Here is a 21,818-nt window from a genome sequence, read left to right on the forward strand (position 1 = left end):
AAGACATGAGTGCAATCGTTGATATCGTCGGCCGTGAAGTGCTCGACAGCCGCGGCAACCCCACGGTCGAATGCGACGTGCTGCTGGAAAGCGGCGTCATGGGCCGCGCGGCCGTGCCGTCGGGCGCCTCCACCGGCAGCCGCGAGGCCATCGAGCTGCGCGACGGCGACAAGAGCCGCTACCTCGGCAAGGGCGTGCTGAAGGCGGTCGAGAACATCAACACCGAGATCTCGGAAGCCGTGCTGGGCCTGGACGCCTCCGAGCAGGCCTTCCTCGACAAGACCCTGATCGAACTCGACGGCACCGACAACAAGGGCCGCCTGGGCGCCAACGCCATGCTGGCCGTCTCGATGGCCGTCGCGCGCGCCGCCGCCGAGGAAGCCGGCCTGCCGCTGTACCGCTATTTCGGCGGCATGAGCAGCGTGCAGATGCCGGTGCCGATGATGAACGTCATCAACGGCGGCGCCCACGCCAACAACAACCTGGACATCCAGGAATTCATGATCATGCCGGTCGGCGCGCCTTCGTTCCGCGAAGCCATCCGCTGGGGCGCCGAGGTGTTCCACGCGCTCAAGAAGATCATCCATGACAAGGGCATGAGCACCGCGGTCGGCGACGAAGGCGGCTTTGCCCCCTCCGTCAACGGCCACGAAGCCGCGATCCAGCTGGTGCTCGAAGCGATCGAGAAGGCCGGCTACGTCGCCGGCGAGCAGATCGTGCTGGCGCTGGACTGCGCCGCCTCCGAGTTCTGCAAGGAAGGCCCGGACGGCTCCAAGGTCTACCACCTCGAAGGCGAAGGCCTGGTGCTGAGCGCCGAGCAGTGGACCGACATGCTGGCGAGCTGGTGCGACAAGTACCCGATCATCTCGATCGAGGACGCGATGGGCGAAGGCGACTGGGACGGCTGGAAGCACCTGACCAACGTGCTGGGCCAGAAGGTGCAGCTGGTGGGCGACGACCTGTTCGTGACCAACACCAAGATCTTCAAGGAAGGCATCGACAAGGGCATCGCCAACTCGATCCTGATCAAGATCAACCAGATCGGCACCCTGACCGAGACCTTCGCCGCCATCGAGATGGCCAAGCGCGCCGGCTACACCGCCGTGATCTCGCACCGCTCGGGCGAGACCGAGGACAGCACCATCGCCGACATCGCCGTCGGCCTGAACGCCGGCCAGATCAAGACCGGCTCGATGAGCCGCTCGGACCGCATGGCCAAGTACAACCAGCTGCTGCGCATCGAGGAAGACCTGGGTGACGTCGCCGTCTATCCGGGCCGCGACGCGTTCTACAACCTGCGCTGATCGGGGACACAGGCCATGCTCGCGCCGCGCTACTGGACCGCGCTGGGACTGGCCAGCCTGCTGGGCCTGCTGCAGTACCAGCTCTGGCAGGGGCGCGGCAGCCTGCCGCAGGTCGAGTCCTATCGCCAGCAGCTGGCCGAGCAGACCCGCGCCAACGAGCAGGCCCGGCTGCGCAACGAGCAGCTGGCCGGCGAGGTGCGCGACCTGCAGGAGGGCCTGACCATGGTCGAGGAGATCGCGCGCTACGAGCTCGGCATGGTCAAGCCCAACGAGGTGTTCGTGCAGGTGGGCACGCACAGCGGTCCGCCGCGCGAGGCTCCGCCTCAGCCCACCAAGCCCTGAAAACCAGGACGGCCACCATAGAGGGTGGCCGTTTTTCATTCCAGCTCAGCCCCTCGGGAGCTGAAAGCGAGACCTCAGTGGACCTGGTCGCCCGTCGGCGGCTGACGGTCCTGCTGCAGGAACAGGCGGGCCGCATCGACCGGGTCGAAGCGGTACTGCGCGCCGCAGAAGTCGCAGCCGACCTCGACCTCGCCGCGCTCGGCCAGAATCGAATCGATCTCGTCGATGCCCAGCCCCTTGAGCATGGTGGCGACCCGCTCGCGCGAGCAGCTGCAGGCAAAGCGGGGTGCGATCGGGCCGTCCTCGGGCTGGAAGCGCAGCAGATCCTCCTGCCAGAACAGGCGATGCAGGATGGTCTCGGCATCCAGCGTCAACAGCTCCTCGGGCTTGAGGCTGGCGGCCAGCATCGCGATGCGGTGGTAGTCCTCGTTCTCGCCCAGCGCGTCGCCCTCGGCCTGCACCGCCGCCGAGCTGCCAGCCAGGTTGTCCTGCCCGGTCGAGGGCAGACGCTGGATCAGCAGGCCGGCGGCGACCTCGCCATTGGCCGCCAGCACCAGCTTGGTGTCGAGCTGCTCGCTGCGCCGCATGTAATGCTCCAGCACCTCGGCCAGCGACTCCAGCTTCTCGTGCTGGTCGCCGCTCAGCGGTACCACGCCCTGGTAGGGCTGCTGGCCCGGCAGGCGGTCCTTGGGGTCGAGCGTGATCGCGCAGCGGCCCTGGCCGTTGACGTTGACCATGTGGCTCAGCGGCACGCCGTCGGCCACCTCGCCGTTGACAGTGGCCGTGGTGCGGAAGCTGAAGTCGGGCTGGACCTCGGTCACCGCGACCTTGACCGGGCCGTCGCCGAAGATCTGCAGCACCAGCGCGCCGTTGAACTTGATGTTGCCCTGCATCAGCAAGGCGGCCGCCGACATCTCGCCGAGCAGCTCGGTCACGGCTTGCGGGTAGCCGCCGCCGTCGCGGTGGCGCCGCAGCACCTCCTGCCAGGAATCGGTCAGGCGGACCAGCATGCCGCGCACCGGCAGGCCTTCGAACAGGAACTTGTGCAATTCAGACATGGTGGACCTCAGGCCAGTGGCTTCAGCCCGGCGCGGTGGCGGCGGGCGTTGTCGATGTAATGTTCGGCACTGCGGCGCAGGCCTTCGATCTGCTCGGGCGTGAGCTGGCGCACCACCTTGGCCGGGCTGCCCAGGATCATGGAGCCGTCCGGAAACTCCTTGCCCTCGGTCACCAGCGAGCCGGCGCCGACCAGGCAGTGGCGCCCGATCCTGGCGCCGTTGAGCACCACCGCGCCGATGCCGATCAGCGTCTCGTCGCCGATGGTGCAGCCGTGCAGCATGACCTGGTGGCCCACGGTCACGCGCTCGCCAATGGTCAGCGGGTAGCCCTTGTCGGCGTGCAGCACGCTGGCGTCCTGGATGTTGCTGCCGGCGCCGACGCTGATGCGGTCGCTGTCGCCGCGGATCACCGTGCCATGCCAGACGCTGCTGTCTGCGGCCAGGCTGACTTCGCCCATCACCTGCGCGCTGTCGGCCACATAGGCGCTGGGGTGGATCTCGGGCACGAGGTCGTCGAGTTGATAGATGCTCATGTCTAGAATTGTAAGGATGGAAGCCACCCAAACCGGACCGCAAGGTCTTGTCACCACCGAACTGCGCGCGCAGGCCCTGGCCGCGCTGTGCTGCCCCGACATCGAGCGCAAGCGCGAACTGACCTGCGCGCTGTACGCCGCGGCCGAGCGAACGCCGCTGAATCCCGCTGTCCGGCTGGCTCCGCCCGCTGGCGTCACCCTGCCCGGCCGGCCCGCGCTACCGCGCCTGGTCCAGCCCAAGCAGGTCGCGCAGCGCTCGCCGTTCACGCCCGAGGGCCGCGCCGCGCTGATCCATGCGATCTGTCACATCGAGTTCAACGCGATCAACCTCGCGCTCGACGCGGTCTGGCGCTTCGCCGGCATGCCGCGCCAGTTCTACCTCGACTGGCTGCGCGTGGCGGCCGAGGAGTCCTACCACTACGGCCTGCTGCGCGAGCACCTGCTGACCATGCCGCACGCGCAAGCGGGCCAGCACTGGGACTACGGCGACTTCGACGGCCACGACGGACTCTGGACCATGTGCGAACGGACGGCGCACGACGTCACCGCGCGCATGGCGCTGGTGCCGCGCACGCTGGAGGCGCGCGGCCTCGACGCCACGCCGCAGATCCAGGCCAAGCTCAGACGGGTTGGCACGGCGGATGCGCTGCAGGCGATGGCGCTGCTCGACATCATTCTGCGCGACGAGGTCGGCCATGTCGAGATCGGCAACCGCTGGTACCGCTGGCTGTGCCAGCGCGAGGGACTGGACCCCGTCGCGCTTTACGGCGAACTGGTGCGGCGGCACCAGGCCCCACCCCTGCGCCCGCCGTTCAACCAGGAAGCCCGGCTGCGCGCCGGCTTCAGCCAGCAGGAGCTCGACTACCTGCTCGGCGCCTGAGCCGAAAACAGGAGTTACGTCTCCTGGGTCTGGCTTTCCTCTTGCTGCAGCTCCATGGCGACCTTGACTGCCTTGCGCTTGCCGGCGTAATAACGGTCGATGCGCCACTCATTGAGGATGGCCAGACAGATCTTGAAGTTCTCACCATTCAGATCATAGAGGCGCCTGAGTTGATAGGGCGACTCGTTCTCCAGGGCGATGATGAACTCCGCCAGTATGTGCGAAGCATTCGCCTTCGGATCGGCCTGGATCATCTTGCGGGCTTTCTTGATGGCGAGCATTGATACCTTTTATCTGAAATGGGTTACGGTAGCCGGACTTAGGCGCAGGTGTCGATCACGAATCGCTCTTGAGGTGTTCTTTAGCCTGGCCCTCATCCGAGTTCGCCGCCAGGTGCTGGCGGGTCTTGTCGGCATGCGAGACAAAGACCTCGGTCAATCCGTGCCCCAGGGTGCTGGCGATGTCAAACAGATGCTTGCAGTAATCCGTCACCCTGGGAGAAATGGACTCGAACGTCGAATGGTGAATTCCCAGCAGATGATGCCCCCCCTTCGAATCGAGGATCTTTTGCGCATTCGAGGCGGAGTCTTGCAGACAGCCTTGGGTGAGACGCAGATTCAGCGCCGTCAACTTTTCGACGCTGGATACGTAATGAGTGGCCAGTTCATGGAAGGCTTCCAGTTGTGCTTTCTGGGCAGCGATGATTTGTTCATTTGTAAGCATGCCAAACATTCTAGACACAATGTGTGACTAAAATATTTCTGTCATGCACCACCTCCTCCCCATCCCCGCGTTCCAGGACAACTACCTCTGGCTGCTGCACGACGGCAGGCAGGCGCTCGTGGTCGACCCCGGCGACGCCGCGCCCGTGCTGGCCTGCCTCGCACAGCACCAACTACGGCTGCAGGCCATCCTGCTGACCCACCACCATGCCGACCATACCGGCGGCGTGGCCGAGCTGCGCGCGGCCACCGGAGCGACCGTCCACGCCCCGGCGGCCGAAACCTTGCCCGCCTCGGTCGGCCCGGTACAGGCGCTGGCCGATGGCGACCGCTTGGCCCTGCTGGGGTTGGAATTCGAGTGCCTCGCCGTGCCCGGCCACACCGCGGGCCATGGCGCCTACCATGCGGCGCAGGCACCGGGCGGGCCGCTGCTGTTCTGCGGCGACACGCTGTTCTCGGCCGGCTGCGGCCGCCTGTTCGAAGGCACACCGGCGCAGATGCTGGCCTCGCTCGACCGCCTGGCCGCCCTGCCCGACGACACCCGGGTCTGCTGCGCGCACGAATACACGCTGTCCAACCTGCGCTTCGCGCGGGCGGTCGAACCCGGCAATGCGGACATCGAGCGGCAGCTGGCGCGCTGCAGCGCCCTGCGCGAGCGCGGCCTGCCCACCTTGCCGAGCACCCTGGCGCAAGAACGCCGCATCAACCCCTTCCTGCGCAGCCGGGAGCCGTCGGTCGTCGCCACGCTGGCGCAGCACGACCCACAGGCAACTGACGAAGTCGCGCGCTTCGCTGCCCTGCGCGAATGGAAGAACGGTTTTCGCTGAAATTGGCGTTAGGGGGAACCCTGACCGATAATGGCAGTCTGATACCTATTTGGCTTTCCCCCAACTACCCGATGATCCGACACCGACTCTGGTGGCCCCTGCTGGGCGCCTTGTTCCTGTCTGCCTGCTCCAGCCTGCCCCAGCCCGACGACCAGGCCGACAACGGCCCGCAGGCGCTGACCGGCGAATCGCGCTACGCACTCAAGGCCCGACGCGGCGGCAACCCGACCCTGTCCGAGCTCGGCACCGAGTCCAGCCTCGGGCTGCGCGCGGTCGCACCACTGACCGTGCCACAGGACCTCTGGGAGCGCATCCGGCGCGGCTTCGCGATGCAAGACCTGGAAAACGAGCAGGTGCAGGAGCGCGAGCAGTGGTATGCCGCGCGACCCGACTACATCGAGCGCATGACCGCGCGCAGCCACAAGTACCTGTTCCACATCGTCGAGGAGCTCGAACGGCGCAACATGCCGACCGAACTGGCGCTGCTGCCCTTCGTCGAGAGTGCCTTCAACCCGCAGGCGGTCTCCAGCGCGAGTGCCGCCGGCATGTGGCAGTTCATGCCCGCCACCGGCAAGGACTTCGATCTCAAGCAGAACATGTTCCGCGACGACCGGCGCGACGTGCTGGCATCGACCCGCGCCGCGCTCGACTACCTGGAGCGGCTTAACCGCCAGTTCAACGACTGGCAGCTCGCGCTGGCGGCCTACAACTGGGGCCAGGGCAACGTCGCCAAGGCCATCAAGCGCAACCAGGCGCAGGGCCTGGGCACCTCCTACGCCGAGATCAACCTGCCGCAGGAAACGCGCCAGTACGTGCCCAAGCTGCTGGCGATCAAGCACATCGTCGCCCGCCCGGAGCGTTTCCGCGCCCAGCTGCCGGCCATCGGCAACCACCCCTTCTTCGACGCGGTGCCGATCCAGCGCGACATGGACGTGGCCAAGGTAGCCGAACTCGCCGGTGTGAGCGAGCGCGACCTGCGCCAGCTCAACCCGTCGATCAACAAGCCGATGTTCATGGCCGCCGCCAACCCCAGCGTGCTGCTGCCCTGGGACAACGCGGCCCTGTTCGAGGCCAAGCTGGCCACGCAGTTCGGCCCGCTGGCGAGCTGGACCGCCTGGCGCGCACCGCGCGACATGAGCGTGGCGCAGGCGGCCGAACAGCATGGAATCGATGAGCACGAACTGCGCGAACTCAACAAGATTCCGCCACGCATGCTGGTCAAGGCCGGCTCGACCCTGCTGGTGCCGCGCCACGGCAAGCTCGACTTCGACGTGCCCGGGCAACTGGCCGACCATGGCCAGCTGCTGCTCAAGCAGGAGATCATCCTCGTGCGCACCCAGGTCAAGGCACGCAAGGGCGACACGCTGGCCAAGCTCGCGCAGCGCTACCAGGTCAGCGCCGACAAGGTCGCCGACTGGAACGACCTGTCCAGCAAAGCCCGGCTCAAGCCCGGCCAGCTGCTGGTGCTGCATCTGCCCAAGCGCGAGGCCGTGGCGGCCGCAGCGGGCGAACGCAGCGCGGCGGTGGTCAGCAAGGCCAGCCCGGCCAAAAAGGGCAAGCAGGTGGCAGCGGCGGGCCAGGCGCGCGGCAAGGCCAAGTCCTCCGCCGAGCTCAAGGTCGCGCTCGCCAGCAAGAAGCGCTAAGGCCGGACGCTGACGGCGCGACCGGACTCAGCGCCGGTCAGCCAGCGCATGGGCGATGGTGCCCAGGTCCACGTATTCCAGTTCGCTGCCGATCGGCACGCCGCGCGCCAGCCGCGTGACCTTGAGCGGCAGCGTCCTGAGCGCCTGCGTGATCAGGTGCGCGGTCGCCTCGCCCTCGGCGGTGAAGTTGGTCGCCAGGATCACCTCGCGCACCTCGTGCGGTGGCTCCTGCGCCACGCGCTCGAACAGGCGGCGCAGCGCGATGTCGTGCGCCCCGACGCCGTCGAGCGGGCTGATCTTGCCCATCAGCACGAAATAGAGACCCTGGTAGGCGCCGGTACGCTCTAGCGCGGCCTGATCGGCCGGCGTCTCGACCACGCACAGCTGGCCGGCGTCACGGCGCGGGTCCAGACAGGTCGGGCAGACCTCATCCTCGGTGAAGGTGTTGCACAGCGTGCAGTGGCGCACCCCCTGGGCGGCCTGCTGCAAGGCATGGGCGAGCTGCAAGGCGCCGTCGCGGTCATGCTGCAGCAGATGGAAGGCCATGCGCGAGGCCGACTTGACGCCGACCCCCGGCAGGCGCTGCAAGGCGCGCACCAAGGTGTCAAGGGCCTGGGCCTGGCTCACGACCGCCCGATCAGAACGGGAACTTCATGCCGCCCGGCAGTCCGGGCATGCCGGCGGTGATCTTGCCCATCTTCTCGGAGCTGGTCTCCTCGGCCTTGCGCACGGCGGCGTTGAAGGCGGCGGCGACCAGGTCTTCCAGCATGTCCTTGTCCTCGGCCAGCAGGCTGGGGTCGATCGTGACGCGCTTGACGTCGTGCTTGCAAGTCATCAGGACCTTGACCAGGCCGGCGCCGGACTCGCCGCTGACCTCGATGTTGCCGAGCTCGTCCTGCGCGCGCTTGAGGTCGTCCTGCATGGCCTGGGCCTTCTTCATCAGGCCGGCGAGTTGTCCTTTGTTGAACATGTGATTTCCTTAGGTGTTTTGAAAACGAGAATCAGATCGGTTTGATGCTGCCAGTCACGATTTTGCCGCCAAAGTCGCGCAGCATCGCCTGCACGAAGGGATCTTGCATCATGGTGGCATCGGCCAGGCGCTGGCGCTCGGTCGCGGCGGCGGCCAGCCGGCTGGCCGGCGTATCGCCGGTCTGGCCGACCTCGACGCGCAGCCGCACGGCATGGCCAGCCTGCGTCAGCGCGGCCTGCAGCCGGTCGCGCGCGGCCGATTGCACCAGCGAGGCGTTGGCCGAGCGCAGCAGCCATTCATCGCTGGTGCGCGCGACCAGCTCGGACTGCAAGGCGAGCTCGCGCACCAGCGCGATGATGGCCTCCGAATCGGACAGGGCCATGACGGTGTCAAACCAGAAATCGGCTTCATCACCCCGCGCGGACGACACGGCCGGCTGCTGCGGTGGCTCTGGCCGCTGTGGCTCTGGCGCGAGACTGGCCACGGCGGCTGGCGCCGGGCTGACAGGCCGGGTCGCGGCAGCCTCCAAGGGCGCAGGTGCGGCCCTCAGCATGGCGTCGAGTTCGGCCTCGGCGTCGAATTCGACGTCGGAGCCGTACGAGCTGCTCCAGCCATCATCCATGGCAGGCGCAGGCGCTGGCCTCGGACGCGCGGCGGCCCTTGCCGGGGGCGCCGCCAGCGCCGATGAAGCGGGAGCGGTGTAGGCGGGGGCCGGCTGAACGGCAGGCGCGGGACGGACCGCCGGTATGGATGCCGGGGCAGGCCTCGGGACTGGGGCTGGCGGCACGACAGCAGGCTGGGTGGGCATAGCCGTAGCGGTCGCAGGCACGGCAGCCGCCGGGAGCGGCTGAAGAGCCCCCGACTCAGCCGGCTTCAGAGTTTTTTTTTCAGCCATGCCCGCAGGCTTGAAAGCCAGCAAGCGCAGCAGCACCATGGTCAGCGCGGCGTACTCGTCGGGCGCCAGGCCCAACTCGCCACGGCCGTGCAGGCACAGGCTGTAGAGCAGCTGGGTCTCGTCGGCCGGCAGGGCCTGGGCGAGGCGCAGCGTCTCGGACGCCTCGGGGTCATCCGACACCGAGACCGCCTGCGGCACCTGCTGCGCCACCGCCATGCGCTGCAGCACGCCGGTCATCTCTTCGAGCGCCGAGGCCGCGCTGTAGCCGTTCAGGCGCAGCGTATCCACCGTCTCGACCACGGTGCGGCCATCGCCCACGGCCAGCGCGCCGATCAGCGCGAAGACATGACTGCGATCGACCGCGCCCAGCATCTGGCGCACGGCGGCCTCCTGCAACTGACCACCACCGAAGGCGATCGCCTGATCGGTCAGTGAAAGCGCATCGCGCATCGAGCCGCGCGCGGCGCGCGCCAGCAGGCGCAGCGCCATCGGCTCGGACGCCACGCCCTCGGACGCCAGCACCTGGCCCAGGTGCTCGAACACCGTCTCGGGCGCCATCGGGCGCAGGTTGAACTGCAGGCAGCGGCTCAGCACCGTGACCGGCACCTTCTGCGGGTCGGTGGTCGCGAGCACGAACTTGAGGTACTCGGGCGGCTCCTCCAGCGTCTTCAACATCGCGTTGAACGCGGTGTTCGTCAGCATGTGCACTTCGTCGATCATGAAGACCTTGAAGCGCCCCTGCACCGGCTTGTAGACCGCCTGCTCCAGCAGGGCCTGGACCTCGTCGACCCCGCGGTTGGAGGCCGCGTCGAGCTCGGTGTAGTCGACGAAGCGGCCACTGTCGATGTCGCGGCAGGCGTCGCAGACGCCGCAGGGCGTGGCCGTGATGCCGCCCTGCCCGTCCGGGCCGGTGCAGTTGAGCGACTTGGCCAGGATGCGCGAGACCGTGGTCTTGCCCACTCCCCGCGTGCCCGTGAACAGGTAGGCATGGTGCAGGCGCTGGGTGGTCAGCGCATTACCCAGGGCCTGCACCACATGCTCCTGCCCCACCATTTCGGAGAAATTCCGGGGGCGGTACTTGCGGGCGAGGACGACATAAGACATGGCGCGATTCTAAGGTCTGCATGTCGCGCACCCATGACAAGGACTGGCCGGATTTCCCCATAAAACTCCCAGCCACGACGAAGCCGCGCGCCCTAGAGTGGAAAGCGTCATAAAACCACGAGTTCAGGAGGATTGACCATGCCCAAAACCACCCTTGCACAAGCCCTGCTGATGCGCGGCAAGCCCAGCACCTTGGTTGCCACGCTCAGGCAGACGCTGGCCCATGCCCTCGGCGAGGACGCCTCGGCCTATCCCGGCCTCGCGCAGGGCAGCGAATTCGACGCGCTGACCGAGAACGCTCTGCGCGCCTGGCAGGCCGGGGCCGGCCTGATCGCAGACGGCATCGCGGGGCCTCGCACGCTCGCCGCACTGGGCCTGCTGCAACTGCCGCCGCTGGCCGTGGCGCTGGAACCCGCGCAAGTCAAGCGCCTGTTTCCGTACACCCGGAGTTCCAGCATCGAGCAACACCTGCCCTATGTCGCGGCCGCACTGGCGGCCTTCAATCTGTGCAATCAGGATCTGGTCATCGCCGCACTCGGCACAATCCGAGCCGAAACCGAAGGCTTCGTGCCGATCTCCGAGCAGCCCTCGCATTTCAACACCCGGCCCGGTCAGTCCGCCTTCAGCGCTTACGAGAACCTCGACACCCTCGGCAACTGCGAACCCGGCGACGGCGCGCGCTTTCGCGGTCGCGGCTATGTGCAGCTGACCGGCCGCAAGAACTACGAACTTTTCGGCCTGACGCTGGGCTTTGCGCTGCACGAACAGCCCGATAGCGCTTGCGCGCCCGAGATCGCCGCCTGCCTGCTCGCTGCCTTCCTGTCCAAACACCGCGAACGCCTGGCGCAGGCCATGGCCGCTGACGATCTGCGCGGCGCGCGCAAGATCATCAACGGCGGCAGCCACGGCCTGGACCGGTTCAAGGACACCGTGCAACGCGCGCTTGCGCTCTGGAAGACGCCAACCGCGACCCTGGTCACGGCGATCAAGCCCCAGCTTGCAGTGTCGCGCCGCGCCAGCCTCGACGTGATCAAAGACGCGGCCGACCTGCGCGACCGTGCCTACCAGCCACCGCCGCATTCGTTGCTCAAGCAGTATCCGGCCGACGACCAGATCCACCGCTTCATCGGCGCCTACACCCAGGCCGGGCTGATCCTCGACCAGGGCCGAGAAGGCGCCTGCACCGGCTTCGGCCTGGCCTGCGTGGCCAACTACCTGCGCTGGCGCCGGGCCTTGATGGCGGACGGACTCGAATCAGTCAGCCCGCGGATGCTTTACCAGTTCGCGCGTCGCTACGACGAGTACGAGGGCGAGAACTACGAGGGTTCGAGCTGCCGCGGTGCCTTGAAAGGCTGGTATATCAACGGCGTCTGCCTCGAATCGGACTGGCGCTACCAGCCTGGCGGCGCGAGCCAGCCAAGCCCGGGCTGGAACCTGCGCGCGCGCGAGCACACGCTGGGCGTGTACTACCGGATCGCGCCACAGGCCATCACCGACTTGCAGGCCGCGATCCAGGAAATCGGCGCGATCTACGTCTCGGCCTACACCCACGAAGGCTGGGAGCATGTGCCGACGCACCAGACCGCGCCGGGCTCACATGCCAACCTGCCCGAGATAAGCTACGCCGGCAAGCCCTCGCGCACGGGCGGCCATGCCTTCGCGCTGGTCGGCTACAACCGCACCGGCTTCGTGCTGCAGAACTCCTGGGGGCCGGACTGGGGCGCAGGGGGGTTCGCGGTCATCAGCTACGCCGACTGGCTCGCGCATGCGATGGATGCCTGGGTCGCGGCACTCGGCGTGCCCGGCGTGGTCGCGGGCCAGCTCGCGAGCGAGCAGACGGCAAGCAGCCAGGCGCAGGCCGCGGCGCGACAACTGCACTGGTGGGACCAGGAAACCGCCTACCGCCACAGCCTGGTGCTAGGCAACAATGGCCGCGTGCAGCGCTATGACACGGTCGATGGCGTCACGCGCACGCTGCAACACCAAGCCTGCGTGCTGCCCGACGCCTGGTTCCGGCAAAACGCGCAGCCGGTCAAGCGCCTGGTGCTCTACGCCCACGGCGGGCTCAACAGCGAGGCGGCGGCGATCGAACGAGCGCAGGCCATGGGCCGCTACTTCCTCGGCAACGGCTGCTATCCGCTGTTCCTGGTCTGGAAGAGCGGGCTGCTCGAATCGATCTCCAACCTGCTCAAGGACCACAGTGACAAAACCACCCCCGCCGGACTGGCCGGCAACTGGTTCAGCGACGGGTTCAGCGACCCGGTGCTTGAAAAAACCGTGGGCCGCCCGCTGGTGCGACCGATCTGGAGCGAGATGAAGGAGAACGCCGAGCTCGCAAGCGAGAACGGGCACGGCGGCGATCTGCTGGCCGAAGCGCTGCGCCAACTCGCGGCGAGCTGGGGCCAGGACTTCGAACTGCACCTGATCGGGCACTCGGCCGGCTCCATCATCCTGGGTCGGCTGCTGGCGAAGCTCACGCAAAAAGGTCTGGGCGAGCGCATCGGCAGCGTGCATCTGTACGCGCCGGCCTGTAGCGTGAGTTTCGCGAACCGCTACTACGCGCCGCACGCCGAGATCATGCAGCGGCTGCACCTGCACCTGCTCTCGGAGCGACGTGAGCGCGACGACAACGTTGGCCAGATCTACCGCAAGTCACTGCTCTACTTCGTCTCGAACGCGCTCGAAGCCGACCCGCGTCTGCCGATACTGGGGCTCGAAAACGTGTTCAAACCCGACTACCAGGGCTGGGATGGCTCGGCGAACACAGCCGAGGTGCTGCTGAACTGGCGCACCAGCGCCGAGCTCAGCCGGCTCAAGTCGCGCCTGCATGTGCATGACGAGGAAAGGATCACGACCCGCATCGGCCAGGGCAATGCGCTCGCGCCCCGGACCGAGAAAACATCGCACGGCGGCTTCGACAACAATGTACAGGTGATCGCCCGGACGATCGAAACCATCACTGGGCTCAAGCAACTCGCGCTGCCGGTCGATGATTTGATCGGCTTCTGAGCCGCACACGCCGAAAAACGCCAGCCGCAGCGCGTACAATATCGATTGACGGGCCTTCCCGCATGGGGAAGCGGCCAACCGGGTCAGGTGGGGAACCAAGCAGCCCTAACCGCGGAGCCAGTGCCGGGGTAGAGGCTCGTCACCTAACATCAAAAAATTGAGTGAAATCAGCAATCTAACTTGCTTGACTTCCCAAGTCACTCAGTCTTAGCTAGGCAGCACCCCCAAACCCAGCCCGCTCCAGCATCTCGTGCTGCCGACGCCAATCGGGCATGAACCGCGCGACCAGGCTCCAGAACGCCTTGGTGTGGCTCTTCTCGACCGTGTGGCAGAGCTCGTGGACGATGATGTAGTCCTGCACGCTGGCGGCCAGCTCCATCACCTTCGGATGAAACTGCAGCATGTTTCCGGCGTCGCAGCTCGCCCATCGGCTTTGAAATGTCCGGATGCGCGCCCCAGCGGCCTTCAGCCCTGTTTCACGCTCCCAGTGACGGACTCGCGGCGGCAGCTTTTCCTCGGCACGCTCCCGGTAAAAGCCCTCCAGCAGCAAGGCGACCTGGCCTGTAGCGAGTGACGGTCCCCAGGGGCACTCGACAACGAAGCGCGAGGCGGTGAAGGCAAGCCGGGGCACGGACAAGGCAGGCAAATGCAGGACCTCCGTGAAGTAGCTGCGGCCGCAATACCTCAGCCGGCTGCCCGTGACAATGGCGTCCTCGACCTGCGGCTGGTTGACCAGCGCCAGCCGCTCTCGTATCCAGCGCGCACGCTGTCGCACCAGCGCCTCCTGCTCGGGCTCATCGACCCACGGCCCGCGCAACAGCACTGGCTGGCCACGTTCGACCGTCACGTAGTGGTGTTTCAGACCGGCATCGGGCTGGAACTGCCACTCGATGGTGGTCTGTCCGTACTGCAAGCGTGGCATGGCTCAGTTCTTCAGCAGGATACCCAGCAGCTGCCCGGCATGTTCGCGCGCCACCGAGCGCTGCCATCCCGCCGACGGCACCAGCAAGCCGCTGATGCGTTGCTTGACGGCGGGATGCAGGTCCGGCATCGCCTTCCAGTTGCTGGACGCCGTGGTGTGGCTGAGCTCGGCGTCCTCGAACAGCTGGGTCGTCACGAGCCGCGCCTCTTCGCTCGAAAGATGCGACTCCAGGTAATGGAACACCGCCGACTGGGCCGGGATGGCGAAGCCGGTGTTGTCCTTGCCCTTGATGCGCTGGCCGAACAGGCCCAGCTGCTCCAGGAACCTGGCCTGGGAGATGCGTCCGGCCTTTTCCTGTTCGAGCAGCTTCTCCAGCTCCTGCGCCAGCTTGTCGAAGAACGCCGGGTCCTTGTCGCGGCCGGTCACGATGGTGTGCTTGAGCTGGTTCTTCATCACCAGCGCCTGGCTGCCGGGACTGGCCAGCTTCTTCAGCCGGGCCATGTCCGACGCATCGAGAATCGACACCTCATTGGCGAGCAGCTGCTTGGCCGGGCTGGCATCAATGTACTCATCGAGCAACTGCTGCAACAGCACCGACTCCAACCGGGTGATGCGTTCGCGGTACGCCGTGCCGGGCAGCTTGTCGCGCAGCATCAGGCGGATCTCGGCGAACAGCGTGAAATAGGACTTGAAGGGCGCCCCGCGCACATCGGGCAGGATGATGTCGATGCTGCGGTTGAACTGCTTGGCCAGTTCCAGGAAGTCCTCGACCGCATCCAGCCGGCTCGCCGGGTCCAGGAAGGCCTCGGCATCGCTCTTGTAATCCTCGCGCTGGGTCAGCGGGTCGTGCTTGCGCGGCAGCAGCTTGAGCAGGCGGTCGAGGGTCGCCTGCAGCCTGGGCAATTCGCTCTCGACGCCCTGCCAGACCTGGGCGGGCTTGAGCTCGCCACCGTATAGCTTGAGCGCGTGGTCCAGCTGCTCCACCACGCCGTGGTAGTCGACGATGTAGCCCGCGTTCTTGCCCGCCAGGGTGCGGTTCACGCGCGCGATGGCTTGCAGCAGGGTATGTTCCTTGAGCGGCTTGTCGAGGTACATGGTGCCGACGATGGGCGCATCCCAGCCGGTGAGCAGCATGTCGGACACGATGATGAGCCCGACGTTGTTGGCATGGACCTTGCCGTCCTGGCCCTTGGCCTCGTCGCCATAGGGCAACGGAAACAGCTTGCTGACGAAATGGGCGATCTGCTCGGGCGGCAGGGTGACCGGCTCCTCGCAAGCCTTGATTTCGGCGCGTACCCGTTCCTCGATGGTCCGAATCTTCTTGGCATCGAGCTGGTACTCGGCCGCCGCTTCCTGCAAGGACGCGCCGGTGCGCGACGCCGTGATGCTGGCCAGCGACACGACCACCCGGCTCTCGAAGGTCGGCAGCCCCTGCCGGGCGCGCTCTTTCATGATGGCGTCGAGCAGGTCCTTGTAGCGCACGGCCATCTCGCGCCCGTCGCACACCAGCATGCCCTTGAGTCCCTTGGCCCGCACGCTGCCCAAGAAATGCTCCACCAGATGGTACGCCACCTGCTCCATGCGGTCGCCGGCCTGGCGCCAGCGCGCGAGCAGTTCCTTCTTCAGCGCCTGTTGCCGCGCCTCCGTTTCCTGCGCGAACTGGTCCTTGAACGCCTGGTCCAGCTTGGCGTTGGCGGCCAACGCCACCCAGGCGTCCTGGTACTTGAGGGGCAGCGTGGCCCCGTCGGCCACCGCCTCGTGCAGCCGGTACTCGTCGATATACTCGCCGCCACCAAACTCGGCCAGCGTGTGCTTGTCCTCGTTCAGCAGCGGCGTGCCGGTGAAGGCGATGAACTTGGCGTTCGGCAGGCTGGCCCGCATGAAGGCGGCCAGGAAGTCGTACTGGCTGCGGTGCGCCTCGTCGACCAGCACGTAGCAATTGGACTTGTTGCTCAGCACGCGGAAGTTCACCGGCTCGCGGCTGACTTCCTCCCACTTGGGCGACAACAGGACGCCGTCTTCATCATGCTGGCCGAAGTGCGCGTTGCGCTCCACGACCATGAAGAAGTCCTTGCCGTCGCGCACGCGCCGGTGCCGGCTGGCTTGCAGGGTGTCGCGGCCGTCCGCCGAGGATTCCGATGCCAGCTCCACCTCCTGGCCGGCCTCGTCCTGCTCCTGGAACTTCTGGACCGTGCTGGTGAACACGCTGCCATAGTCGTTCGACAGCATCTTGACCAGGCCATCGACCGAGACCGCCTGGATGGCCTTGATGCCCACCGCATGGAAGGTGTCGAAGATCTGCTGGTCCAGATCGCGCCGGTCGGTCAGCACCAGCACCAGCACCGTCGGATTGTCCAGGCCCGTGCTCTCGGCGCGCAACAGGCGGGCCAGCAAGGCCATGGTGAGCGACTTGCCGCTGCCCTGGGTGTGCCAAACCACGCCGCCGACGGGCTTGGGCGCGGTCAAGCGCTGCACCGTCCTGCGCACCGCGCGCCACTGCTGGTAGCGCGGCAGCTTCTTGACCGTCTTGCCATCGCGGGTCTCGAACAGCACATAGTGGGTGACGAGTTCCAGAAAACGGGCAGGCTCGAACAAGGCCCACAACAGCTGCTCCTGCTCGCTCGGCTCGGCCCCCAGCAGGGCGGCGACCTCGGCGCGCTCGGCATCCTGCAGCCGGTAATGCAAATAGAAGGCCGGCGGGGTGAAGATGGCGCCATACCGCCCTTGCCGTCGATTCAGCGCGACGCTGACCTGGTTGAACACGAACTGGTCGGGGAAGGCGGCCCGGTAGCCGTCCAGCTGCGCCAGCGCCTCGTCCAGCCGGTGATGGCTGGCCTTGCATTCGATGATGGCCAGCAGCAGCCCGTTGACGAACAGCAGCAGGTCGGGCCGGAACAGGTCGCCGTCGGCGTTGCGGCCGACGTACTGGTCCACCACATGGAAGTCGTTGCGGGCCGGCGCGGCGGCGTCGAAGCAGCGCACGCTGCGCGGCCTGCCCTCGGCGTCCTTGAGCTGGATGTCGGAGCGGTGCAGCACCTGCTCCCAGAACGCCTTGTTGGCGGGCAGCAGTTCGTCGTTGACGCGCTTCCTCAGCTCGATCAGCGCGGCGTCCACGCCACCGGGCGCGCTCGCCAGCCATGGGTTGAGCCACAACAGCCGGGGCTTGAGGATGTCCTCCAGCACCGGGGCCAGGTGGCGGTGTTCGACCTTGACCTGGCTGCCGGGCAGATGCTGGTAGCCCAGCTTGACCAGCCAGTCGATGGCGGGTGTTTCGACTCCGACCTTTTCCGCGTTGCCCATCTCTCGTTCCTCTGCATGGTTCTTCAGTTGGCCCGTACAGATTTTCCATGCTATGAGTCCGAGCCGGATCGCTGTCGAATTTTATGACAGCCCCTCCCCCCAGTCACCCACCGCCTGGCAAACCGGTTCCGATGCCGGAAAAAACCATTACCAATCAACAAGCTGCACAGCAAGCCGAGAACCGGAATCGCTTGGCACGATTTCTGCTGAGTTTAACCAGCGGAAGCCATGACAGCCGCCAGCAAGGCCGAAACGGCGACCGCAAACATCCATCATGCCCATGCACTGAAACATTCACGACCGAGGTATTTCATGAAGAACTTGAAACAGTTCATTTTCACCGCCCTGATTGGCGCCGGGACACTGCTATCAGGCACCTCAGCAAGCGCCACCAAAATATTCAGCTTCAACGCCGAACGAGCAGATGGTGACACCTTCCAAATCAAATTACAAACAGAAGATGCATTAACAACCGAGTCCTACGGAGCACACACCAATGTGGCCGCCGGGCTCACATCCCCGGCCTACACCTTTACCGGCTACAAAATCACCGGAATTTCAGGGTTCTGGTTCGAAGAATTCGCCTTGGACATGCCACTCCCCATCAAGTCCCTGCTACCCGTCGGCTCGATTGTCGAAAACAGCATCTACAACACCCCACCGGGCCTCGACACCAGCGCCCACTCCCCCACGGACAACCTCTTCAACCCCAACAAGGGATTCTCCCCGCCCTGGGCTGGAGAAGGCGGCAAGTTTTCCTATGGCGGCGTCGCATTTGTCGTGGATTTCTCAAGTCTGGTAAATTCCCCGCAGTACGGCAGCCTGTACAGTGGTCCGCTCGAAAAGGATTATCAGCTCTACACCGACCCAGGTACACTTAGATATGCAGGTTGTCCTGGGTCATGCGTCGGGGTCACAGAAGTTCCCGAACCAGACACCCTGTTATTGAGTCTTGGAGCCACGCTTGTTTTACCATGGATGCGCAGCGCACGCCGCCGAGATCAAACAAGAAACGAGCCAGGCATTCAACAATCTGAAACGCAGACCCGTGGTTGATTGATAGCCATCAATACAAGGACTCACCAGCATCGTCAACGAGTTGGCGATGCTGTCACTCGCAAAAAACCGATATCGAATCCGATATTTTCCGCGTTGCCCATCTCTTGTTCCTATCGGTGTTCTTGTCGGGCATTGTCGTTCAGGCGGACACGGGCTCCTCGTCGATCTTGACTCGCCATTCGCCGGTCAGGAGCTTTTGCATCAGGCCGCGCTTGAGGGTTTGATATTGCTCCCACTTGATTTGTGTCAGCCTGATTTTTTCCTCCGCTGCGTCAAGGGCTTCATTTATGGCACATTGCTCAGATAATGGCGAAAGCAAAATCTTAATATTCGCTAAGGCCAATAATCCTAACGTCTTATTTCTTCCTGCCCCTCCGGGCGAGGCCAGGCCAATAGCCGCCAAACCTGGAGGAGTAAGAAGGTATCTGGCAACAAAATTGACGCTAGCCCTCACTTGATCAACAGCACAGGCAATGTACCTATGTGAACCATATCGACCTTCATCCTCCGTTCTAGCCACAGCGACAGCACCCTCCCAAGCAAACACATTGGAGAGCAACAGATCGCCTGCCTTGATGATAAATAAGCGCTTATCCCCTACTTCAATACCGCTCAGCGCAGGCTTATGGAAAGTCCCTTTTCCAAACGACCGAAGCCCAAGCTCTGGATAGACTCCATCCAGCCTAACATCAACCTCACGCCGAATGACGGGTGCGACCTCCCCCATTCGCACCCATTTCCAATTGGCAGGATATGTTTGCGAGTTATCCGTCATGAAATTGACATGAGAAATCCACCTACCATCTGCATTCCGGATTCCGACGCCCCGGCTGAACAGCGTCTGCATCAGCCCGCGCTTGAGCGTTTGGGTCGCCTCGATCTGGCGGGCAATTAAATCCAGCTTGTCGTCCACGGCGGTGAGGATGGCGGCGATTTTCTGCTGCTCTGGGAGTGGAGTTCGGGGAATAGGCAATGACAGCACAGTCTCTTTCGAGATGTTCTTCATGCTATTGCTAGTGCCAGTTGCGCCAGCAGCAATCAGCCGGCGAATATTTGAATGCTGCAACCAATAAGATAGCCAACGCTGCGAATGCGGCCGCCCCGATGGCTTGGTTTGCCATAGACGGTCAGGCAGAAAAAGGTATGGAGCATCTTCAGCCACGTAGCCCGACTCACCGACAAGCGCAGGCGTGTTCATGCGGCTGATGATGATTCGATCTCCGACTACGCTTGTTGCAACCCTTGACAAGTCTTCATGCACGACCACTTTGTGATACTTCGGAAAGAACCTACCTTTCAAAACCGCACTGGACTTCAACACTCCAATTTCACCCTCAATGCAGCCGGAGTCTGTCTCAACGGAATTGACGCTAACGCCTGCTTGAAGTTCCGCCACAAAGTCACCAACCACCCCAATTTCCCAATCTGCGGCAATGGCCCCTATTGGAGTTTCCCGAAGAAGACTCGTCTTAAACTGGATCATGCCTTGGCCTCCACCAACCCCAACTCCACCAGATACCCATTCAACCGCGCATCGATCCGCGCCTCCTCCTCGGCCAGCACCGCCAGCTGCGCCAGCGTCGCCGCCACATCGACCGTCGCTTCGGTCTCGCCGTTGTCGATGTAGCGCGCGATGTTGAGATTGCCGTCGTTGTTGCGGATTTCGTCCAGCGTCACCACGCGGCAGTAGTGCTCCACCTCGGTCTGCTGCTCGAACGCGGCCTGGTGCGCGGCCTTGATGCGGGCGATGTCCTGCGGGCGCAGCATGTTCTGCGCCTTGCCTTCGAGGTAGTCGCGGCTGGCGTCGATGACGATGACCTTGCCCTTCAGCGCCGAGGGCTTGCGCTTGTTCAGCACCAGCACGCAGGCCGGAATGCCGGTGTTGTAGAACAGCGCCGAGGGCAGGCCGATGATGGCTTCGATCAGGTCGCCCGGCTGGTTGCCGCTGGCGGCGTCGGTGCCGAACAGCAGCCCCTCGCGAATCCGGCCTTCCTCGCCGCTGCGGAACAGCACGCCATGCGGCAGGATGATGCCCATGCGCCCGTCGGCCTTCAGGCTGGCCAGCATGTGCTGGGCGAAGGCCAGGTCGGCATAGCCGCGCGGCGGGATGCCGTAGCTGAAGCGGCCATAGGGATCGCTGACCTGCTTGTAGTTGGGTGCCTTGGGCTTCTTGTCGCTGTCCTGCTCGGCTTCGCTGGCCAGCTCCAGCGGTGTCCACCAGGCCTTGGCCGAGAACGGCGGGTTGGCGATCACCCGGTCGAAGGTCTTGAGGTAGTCGCCTTCCAGATGCCTGGGCTCGACCAGCGTGTCGCCGCGCTCGATCTCGGCCCGCATGTTGTGCAGGTAGAGGTTGAGCTTGGCGATGGCCCAGGTGCCCAGGTTCTTTTCCTGGCCATACAGCAGCACATTGGGCCGGTCGCCGAGCAGCTTGCCGCCGGGCAGCTGGGCGATGTGGTGCGCGCTCTCCACCAGCATGCCGCCGCTGCCGCAGGTGGGGTCGTACACGCTCATGCCCGGCCGAGGGTCGAGCAGTTCCACCACCAGTTGCACCACGGCCTTGGGCGTGTAGAACTCGCCGCCCTTCTTGCCGGCGTCATCGGCGAACTGCTTGATCGAGATGCGCGTCAAACCCCGTCCTTCAGGACGGGGAAGGAAAGCGCGGACGCCGAAGGCGTCCTTGGGACGTTCAGTGCGGCGTCTGCTGTTGCTCGATGTACTGCCGGATGACGGCGATGGGTGCACCGCCGCAACTCCCGGCGAAATAGGAGGGTGACCACAGTGCATCACCCCACAACTTCTCGCGGATGGTTGGGTAGTTTTTCTTGCGGATCATGCGGCTGGAAACGCCCTTGAGGCTGTTGACGAGTGCGGATACCGCTACCTTGGGCGGGTAGTTCACCAGCAGGTGAACATGGTCGTCCTCGCCGTCGAACTCGATCAGTTCTGCCTCGAAGTCGGCGCAGACGCTGGCAAAGATGCCGCGCAGATCATCGAGAACGGCGTGGGTGAAGACGCCGCGCCGGTACTTGGTCACGAAGACCAAGTGAACATGCATCAGGAATACGCAGTGTCTGCCGCGTCGAAGATCGCTTTCTTGGCTCATAGGCCAAACTATAATAGGGACCATGCAGCGCCTCCAGGCATTCAAGTACGAACTGCGCCCGAACGGCGAGCAGGCGCGCCGGATACGCTGCTTCGCCGGGGCGTGCCGGTTCGTCTTCAACCAGGCGCTGGCGTTGCAGAAGGCGAA

Annotated in this window: 20 protein-coding genes and 1 other RNA gene; 9 read left to right on the forward strand and 12 right to left on the reverse strand. The window is 65.1% G+C overall.

The annotated features are described in order from the left end of the window. The first annotated feature begins 5 nt into the window (after positions 1–5). Both eno and ftsB read left to right on the forward strand, forming a co-directional pair. Positions 6–1,304 carry a phosphopyruvate hydratase gene (gene eno / locus PHR85_RS11695; RefSeq protein WP_300054495.1) on the forward strand — a complete coding sequence of 433 codons (1,299 nt, stop codon included), beginning with the start codon at positions 6–8 and terminating at the stop codon, positions 1,302–1,304. Between the two features lie 15 nt (positions 1,305–1,319). Beyond that, complete coding sequence (ftsB, locus tag PHR85_RS11700; RefSeq protein WP_300054497.1) at positions 1,320–1,646, forward strand: cell division protein FtsB; 327 nt, start codon at positions 1,320–1,322, stop codon at positions 1,644–1,646. A 74-nt stretch (positions 1,647–1,720) separates the two neighbouring features. On the opposite strand, the gene PHR85_RS11705 is transcribed toward ftsB, so the two are convergent. Further along, complete coding sequence (locus PHR85_RS11705; protein ID WP_300054499.1) at positions 1,721–2,704, reverse strand: Hsp33 family molecular chaperone HslO; 984 nt, start codon at positions 2,702–2,704, stop codon at positions 1,721–1,723. Positions 2,705–2,712: 8 nt separating this feature from the next. Continuing rightward, positions 2,713–3,237, reverse strand: coding sequence for a gamma carbonic anhydrase family protein (locus PHR85_RS11710; protein WP_300054501.1), 525 nt, complete (start codon positions 3,235–3,237; stop codon positions 2,713–2,715). Between the two features lie 16 nt (positions 3,238–3,253). Between PHR85_RS11710 and PHR85_RS11715 the strand changes: the two genes are divergently transcribed. Further along, on the forward strand, positions 3,254–4,117 hold the full coding sequence (locus PHR85_RS11715) for a ferritin-like domain-containing protein (protein ID WP_300054502.1): 864 nt from the start codon (positions 3,254–3,256) through the stop codon (positions 4,115–4,117). A 14-nt stretch (positions 4,118–4,131) separates the two neighbouring features. On the opposite strand, the gene PHR85_RS11720 is transcribed toward PHR85_RS11715, so the two are convergent. Further along, positions 4,132–4,398, reverse strand: coding sequence for a hypothetical protein (locus tag PHR85_RS11720; protein ID WP_300054503.1), 267 nt, complete (start codon positions 4,396–4,398; stop codon positions 4,132–4,134). Between the two features lie 55 nt (positions 4,399–4,453). Next, complete coding sequence (locus PHR85_RS11725; RefSeq protein WP_300054504.1) at positions 4,454–4,840, reverse strand: phasin family protein; 387 nt, start codon at positions 4,838–4,840, stop codon at positions 4,454–4,456. 43 nt (positions 4,841–4,883) lie between these two features. Between PHR85_RS11725 and gloB the strand changes: the two genes are divergently transcribed. Together gloB and PHR85_RS11735 are read left to right on the forward strand one after the other, a co-directional pair. After that, positions 4,884–5,666: a hydroxyacylglutathione hydrolase gene (gene gloB, locus PHR85_RS11730; RefSeq protein WP_300054506.1), complete on the forward strand. Its 783-nt coding sequence runs from the start codon at positions 4,884–4,886 to the stop codon at positions 5,664–5,666. Between the two features lie 71 nt (positions 5,667–5,737). After that, the gene (locus PHR85_RS11735; RefSeq protein WP_300054508.1) at positions 5,738–7,309 is read left to right on the forward strand and encodes a transglycosylase SLT domain-containing protein; all 1,572 of its coding nucleotides are present in this window, start codon (positions 5,738–5,740) and stop codon (positions 7,307–7,309) included. A 27-nt stretch (positions 7,310–7,336) separates the two neighbouring features. Here PHR85_RS11735 and recR read toward each other — a convergent pair whose 3' ends face one another. The 3 genes from recR to dnaX are packed head-to-tail and all read right to left on the reverse strand — an operon-like array spanning position 7,337 to position 10,278. Beyond that, positions 7,337–7,936 carry a recombination mediator RecR gene (recR, locus tag PHR85_RS11740; RefSeq protein ID WP_300054509.1) on the reverse strand — a complete coding sequence of 200 codons (600 nt, stop codon included), beginning with the start codon at positions 7,934–7,936 and terminating at the stop codon, positions 7,337–7,339. Positions 7,937–7,946: 10 nt separating this feature from the next. Further along, positions 7,947–8,279, reverse strand: a complete 333-nt coding sequence (locus PHR85_RS11745) for a YbaB/EbfC family nucleoid-associated protein (protein WP_300054510.1) — start codon at positions 8,277–8,279, stop codon at positions 7,947–7,949. A gap of 31 nt (positions 8,280–8,310) precedes the next feature. After that, positions 8,311–10,278: a DNA polymerase III subunit gamma/tau gene (gene dnaX / locus PHR85_RS11750; RefSeq protein WP_300054512.1), complete on the reverse strand. Its 1,968-nt coding sequence runs from the start codon at positions 10,276–10,278 to the stop codon at positions 8,311–8,313. Between the two features lie 138 nt (positions 10,279–10,416). Here dnaX and PHR85_RS11755 point away from each other — a divergent pair, with 138 nt between their 5' ends. Next, on the forward strand, positions 10,417–13,287 hold the full coding sequence (locus PHR85_RS11755) for a peptidoglycan-binding protein (RefSeq protein ID WP_300054514.1): 2,871 nt from the start codon (positions 10,417–10,419) through the stop codon (positions 13,285–13,287). 47 nt (positions 13,288–13,334) lie between these two features. Next, positions 13,335–13,431: signal recognition particle sRNA small type (ffs, locus tag PHR85_RS11760), an RNA gene on the forward strand. 67 nt (positions 13,432–13,498) lie between these two features. Here ffs and PHR85_RS11765 read toward each other — a convergent pair. Then, a complete protein-coding gene (locus tag PHR85_RS11765; RefSeq protein WP_300054516.1) occupies positions 13,499–14,209 on the reverse strand; it encodes a SprT family zinc-dependent metalloprotease in 711 nt (236 codons plus the stop codon). Positions 14,210–14,212: 3 nt separating this feature from the next. Continuing rightward, positions 14,213–17,509 (reverse strand): type I restriction endonuclease, encoded by a 3,297-nt coding sequence (locus tag PHR85_RS11770; protein ID WP_300054518.1) that lies wholly within the window; start codon positions 17,507–17,509, stop codon positions 14,213–14,215. Positions 17,510–17,737: 228 nt separating this feature from the next. On the opposite strand from PHR85_RS11770, the gene PHR85_RS11775 reads away from it, so the two are divergent. After that, positions 17,738–18,565 carry a hypothetical protein gene (locus PHR85_RS11775; protein WP_300054520.1) on the forward strand — a complete coding sequence of 276 codons (828 nt, stop codon included), beginning with the start codon at positions 17,738–17,740 and terminating at the stop codon, positions 18,563–18,565. Positions 18,566–18,707: 142 nt separating this feature from the next. Here PHR85_RS11775 and PHR85_RS11780 read toward each other — a convergent pair whose 3' ends face one another. Genes PHR85_RS11780 through tnpA form a run of 3 tightly spaced genes read right to left on the reverse strand, consistent with a single transcriptional unit; the run spans position 18,708 to position 21,671 of the window. After that, a complete protein-coding gene (locus PHR85_RS11780; protein ID WP_300054522.1) occupies positions 18,708–20,051 on the reverse strand; it encodes a restriction endonuclease subunit S in 1,344 nt (447 codons plus the stop codon). Then, positions 20,048–21,196 carry an N-6 DNA methylase gene (locus tag PHR85_RS11785; RefSeq protein ID WP_300054523.1) on the reverse strand — a complete coding sequence of 383 codons (1,149 nt, stop codon included), beginning with the start codon at positions 21,194–21,196 and terminating at the stop codon, positions 20,048–20,050. Before PHR85_RS11785 ends, PHR85_RS11780 begins: the two co-directional genes overlap by 4 nt. 58 nt (positions 21,197–21,254) lie before the next feature. Further along, a complete protein-coding gene (tnpA, locus tag PHR85_RS11790; protein ID WP_300054525.1) occupies positions 21,255–21,671 on the reverse strand; it encodes an IS200/IS605 family transposase in 417 nt (138 codons plus the stop codon). Between the two features lie 22 nt (positions 21,672–21,693). Between tnpA and PHR85_RS11795 the strand changes: the two genes are divergently transcribed. After that, on the forward strand, positions 21,694–21,818 hold a 125-nt coding region (locus PHR85_RS11795; protein ID WP_300050643.1), incomplete at its 3' end, for a helix-turn-helix domain-containing protein.

The organism is Malikia sp. (genome assembly GCF_028687635.1).
In the GTDB taxonomy this organism is placed as follows: Bacteria; Pseudomonadota; Gammaproteobacteria; order Burkholderiales; family Burkholderiaceae_C; genus Malikia.

What these genes read in the sequence shown, in the direction of transcription:
- eno (WP_300054495.1), top strand. Translation starts at nt 6, where the DNA reads ATGAGTGCAATCGTTGATATCGTCGGCCGTGAAGTGCTCGACAGCCGC.
- ftsB (WP_300054497.1), top strand. Translation starts at nt 1,320, where the DNA reads ATGCTCGCGCCGCGCTACTGGACCGCGCTGGGACTGGCCAGCCTGCTG.
- PHR85_RS11705 (WP_300054499.1), bottom strand. Translation starts at nt 2,704, where the DNA reads ATGTCTGAATTGCACAAGTTCCTGTTCGAAGGCCTGCCGGTGCGCGGC.
- PHR85_RS11710 (WP_300054501.1), bottom strand. Translation starts at nt 3,237, where the DNA reads ATGAGCATCTATCAACTCGACGACCTCGTGCCCGAGATCCACCCCAGC.
- PHR85_RS11715 (WP_300054502.1), top strand. Translation starts at nt 3,254, where the DNA reads ATGGAAGCCACCCAAACCGGACCGCAAGGTCTTGTCACCACCGAACTG.
- PHR85_RS11720 (WP_300054503.1), bottom strand. Translation starts at nt 4,398, where the DNA reads ATGCTCGCCATCAAGAAAGCCCGCAAGATGATCCAGGCCGATCCGAAG.
- PHR85_RS11725 (WP_300054504.1), bottom strand. Translation starts at nt 4,840, where the DNA reads ATGCTTACAAATGAACAAATCATCGCTGCCCAGAAAGCACAACTGGAA.
- gloB (WP_300054506.1), top strand. Translation starts at nt 4,884, where the DNA reads ATGCACCACCTCCTCCCCATCCCCGCGTTCCAGGACAACTACCTCTGG.
- PHR85_RS11735 (WP_300054508.1), top strand. Translation starts at nt 5,738, where the DNA reads ATGATCCGACACCGACTCTGGTGGCCCCTGCTGGGCGCCTTGTTCCTG.
- PHR85_RS11745 (WP_300054510.1), bottom strand. Translation starts at nt 8,279, where the DNA reads ATGTTCAACAAAGGACAACTCGCCGGCCTGATGAAGAAGGCCCAGGCC.
- dnaX (WP_300054512.1), bottom strand. Translation starts at nt 10,278, where the DNA reads ATGTCTTATGTCGTCCTCGCCCGCAAGTACCGCCCCCGGAATTTCTCC.
- PHR85_RS11755 (WP_300054514.1), top strand. Translation starts at nt 10,417, where the DNA reads ATGCCCAAAACCACCCTTGCACAAGCCCTGCTGATGCGCGGCAAGCCC.
- PHR85_RS11765 (WP_300054516.1), bottom strand. Translation starts at nt 14,209, where the DNA reads ATGCCACGCTTGCAGTACGGACAGACCACCATCGAGTGGCAGTTCCAG.
- PHR85_RS11770 (WP_300054518.1), bottom strand. Translation starts at nt 17,509, where the DNA reads ATGGGCAACGCGGAAAAGGTCGGAGTCGAAACACCCGCCATCGACTGG.
- PHR85_RS11775 (WP_300054520.1), top strand. Translation starts at nt 17,738, where the DNA reads ATGACAGCCGCCAGCAAGGCCGAAACGGCGACCGCAAACATCCATCAT.
- PHR85_RS11780 (WP_300054522.1), bottom strand. Translation starts at nt 20,051, where the DNA reads ATGATCCAGTTTAAGACGAGTCTTCTTCGGGAAACTCCAATAGGGGCC.
- tnpA (WP_300054525.1), bottom strand. Translation starts at nt 21,671, where the DNA reads ATGAGCCAAGAAAGCGATCTTCGACGCGGCAGACACTGCGTATTCCTG.